General features: G+C 57.1%; 2 protein-coding genes. One reads left to right on the plus strand and one right to left on the minus strand.

What is annotated here, in order from left to right:
* Position 1 precedes the first annotated feature (1 nt).
* On the minus strand, positions 2 to 2,392 hold the full coding sequence (locus QRD42_RS08545; RefSeq protein WP_072570660.1) for a glucose/quinate/shikimate family membrane-bound PQQ-dependent dehydrogenase: 2,391 nt from the start codon (positions 2,390 to 2,392) through the stop codon (positions 2 to 4).
* Between the two features lie 206 nt (positions 2,393 to 2,598).
* Between QRD42_RS08545 and hpt the strand changes: the two genes are divergently transcribed.
* Positions 2,599 to 3,135, plus strand: a complete 537-nt coding sequence (hpt, locus tag QRD42_RS08550) for a hypoxanthine phosphoribosyltransferase (protein WP_072570662.1) — start codon at positions 2,599 to 2,601, stop codon at positions 3,133 to 3,135.
* The last annotated feature ends 47 nt before the right edge of the window (positions 3,136 to 3,182 follow it).

Genomic DNA, 3,182 nt, shown 5'->3' on the forward strand with positions numbered 1-3,182 from the left:
ATTACTTCGCCTCATCCGGCAGCGCATAGGCCACAATGTAGTCGCCCATTTTGGTGCCAAACGAACCGTGACCACCGGCGGAAATGACCACATACTGCTTGCCATTCACTTCATAGGTCATCGGCGTCGCCTGACCACCCGCCGGCAGACGGCCCTGCCACAGTTTCTCACCGTTGCTCATGTTGTAAGCGCGCAGGTAGTTATCGGCGGTAGCGGCGATAAACAGCACGTTACCGGCGGTGGAGATCGGACCGCCCAGCATCGGCATACCCATATTGAACGGCACCGGGATCGGCATCGGGAACGGCAGGCTGTCCTGCGGCGTACCAATACGTTTTTTCCACACCACGTCGTTGGTTTTCAGATCCAGCGCGGAGATATAACCCCAGGCAGGCTGTTTACACGGCAGACCAAACGGCGACAGGAACGGGTTCAGGGTCACGCCATAAGGCACGCCGTACTGCGGCTGGATCCCGGCTTCGGTACCGCTGCCTTTCGCGTCTTTCGGCTGTTCCATCGGATTGCCCGGACCGCGCGGCATCAGTTTGGAAACAAACGGCAGCGCCATCGGGTTAGCAATCGCCACCTGACGGTTCGGATCGACGGAAATACCGCCCCACTCAAACATACCGAGGTTACCCGGGAACACCAGCGTGCCCTGCTCGGACGGCGGGGTGAAGATGCCTTCATAGCGCAGCTGATGGAACATGACGCGACAGACCAGCTGGTCAAACATGGTCGCGCCCCACATATCCGCACCGGTCAGATCTTTCTTCGGACGGAAGCTCAGTTCAGAGAACGGCTGGGTTTTGGTGACGTAATCGCCTTTCGCCGCGCCCTGCGGAACCGGTTTTTCCGGCGCCGGGACAACCGGCTCGCCATTACGACGATCCAGCACGAAGATGTTACCGGTTTTCGCCGGCGCGTAGATCACCGGTACGGTTTTACCGTTAACGGTAATATCCGCCAGCGTCGGCTGGGCCGGTAAATCCATATCCCACAGATCGTGGTGAACGGTCTGATAGCTCCAGGCCAGTTTACCGGTGGTGGCATTCAGCGCCAGCACGGAACTGGCATAACGCTCCTGCTCCGGCGTACGGTTGCCGCCCCAGATATCCGGGGTGCTCACGCCCATCGGCAGATAAACCAGATCCAGCTTGGCGTCATAGGCCGCCGGGGCCCAGGAGTTCGGCGAGTTAAAGGTGAAGCTATGTTCGTCAGACGGGATAGCGTTCGGATCTTTCGCGCCCGGATCGAAGGCCCACAGCAGTTTACCGGTGTTTACATCAAAACCACGGATCACGCCGGACGTTTCGCGGGTGGAGAAGTTATCGGTGACGGAACCGGCAATCACGATAGTTTTATCGGTAATGATCGGCGGCGAAGTCGGTTCGTACAGACCCGGCGTGGTATCCGGCATGTTGGTTTGCAGGTTCAGAATACCTTTGTTGGCAAAGGTTTCGCACAGCTTACCGTTATCGGCGTTGATGGCGAACAGACGGCCATCGTTCACCGGCAGCATGATGCGGCGCGGACAGTCAGCGATCACTTCCGGGCTGGCATTGTCGGCGCGCGCTTCGTGGTAAGAAACACCACGGCAGGTAACGTGCTGGAACGAGGTATTAGTATTCAGCTGCGGATCAAAGTGCCACTTCTCTTTACCGGTCGCTGCGTCCAGCGCAAACAGACGCTGGTGCGCGGTGCAGAGATACAGCATGTTGCCGACTTTAATCGGCGTCACTTCGTTGGTCAGTTCACCCGGATCGTTAGGCTGTTTCAGATCGCCGGTGCGGAACACCCAGGCTTCTTTCAGATCCTTAACGTTATCGACGTTGATCTGCTTCAGCGGGGAGTAACGCTGGCCTTCCTGATTACGGCCATAGGCTGGCCAGTCGGCGTCGGCCACCTGGGAAATCGGCTCTGCCGGCGTGGCGTCGGCGCTCAGGGTGCCGTTCACTTCCTGCGGATCGTTAAAGCCTGCCCAGGTCAGCATCGCGCCGCTAACCAGCAGCGCCACAACCAGCGCCGCTACTGCGCCGCGGGAAGGCACCAGCAGACGACGCCAGACGAACGGCAGGATCAGCCAGATACCGAAGAAGACCAGAATATCGCTGCGTGGGGTTAAGGCCCAGAAGTCAAAGCCGACTTCCCATACGCCCCAAATCATCGTACCCAGTAACAGCGCGGCGTAGACCCACAGCGCTGAGCGCTTGCTGCGCCACAGCAGCCAGGTGACGGCGAGCATCACCAGCCCGGCGACAGGGTAGTACCAGGAGCCGCCAATCGCGACCAGCCAGGCGCCCCCGATAAGCAGGTATAGTCCGCAGAAAGCGGCGAACAGCGCGGTGATCGTCACGAGTGTGCGTGACGGATGCGGTTTATTTTCTGCCATAAAAGACACTCATCTCATTTTGTTAATATTTTGGAAGCAATTAATTATAGGATTTAACAAGTGTGACAGTCATCACAATTCTGGCTTTTATTATCTCGTCCCCCGGCCGGGGGCATTTACTGGTATACTGACGCGCTTATGAATTGATGCCGGACGCTACGCTATCCGCATTGAGTGATTGTTTTTTAAATCATACGGTTAGAGAAATGAAACATACTGTTGAAGTGATGATCCCGGAAGCCGAGATCAAAGCGCGCATTACCGAACTGGGTCGTCAAATCACTGAGCACTATAAGGACAGCGGCAGCGAGATGGTGCTGGTGGGCCTGTTACGCGGCTCGTTTATGTTTATGGCGGATCTGTGTCGTGAAGTGCAGGTGCCTCATGAAGTCGATTTTATGACCGCCTCCAGCTACGGCAGCGGCATGTCCACCACGCGCGACGTAAAAATTCTCAAAGACCTGGATGAAGATATCCGCGGTAAAGACGTGCTGATCGTCGAAGACATTATCGACTCCGGCAACACGCTGTCGAAAGTGCGCGAGATCCTGAGCCTGCGCGAGCCAAAATCCCTGGCGATTTGTACCCTGCTGGATAAACCGTCCCGCCGTGAAGTGACGGTGCCGGTGGAATTTGTCGGTTTCTCGATCCCGGATGAGTTCGTGGTGGGTTACGGGATTGATTACGCCCAGCGCTATCGTCATCTGCCGTACATCGGCAAAGTGGTGATGCAGGACGAGTAAGCGTAAAAAAGCCGGGTGGCGCTACGCTTACCCGGCCTACATGTCAG

It is taken from the genome of Enterobacter sp. PGRG2, assembly GCF_030291195.1.
Classification (GTDB): domain Bacteria; phylum Pseudomonadota; class Gammaproteobacteria; order Enterobacterales; family Enterobacteriaceae; genus Enterobacter_D.

Excerpts from the sequence above, each read along its gene's own strand:
- QRD42_RS08545 (WP_072570660.1), bottom strand. The coding sequence starts at position 2,392 with ATGGCAGAAAATAAACCGCATCCGTCACGCACACTCGTGACGATCACC.
- hpt (WP_072570662.1), top strand. The coding sequence starts at position 2,599 with ATGAAACATACTGTTGAAGTGATGATCCCGGAAGCCGAGATCAAAGCG.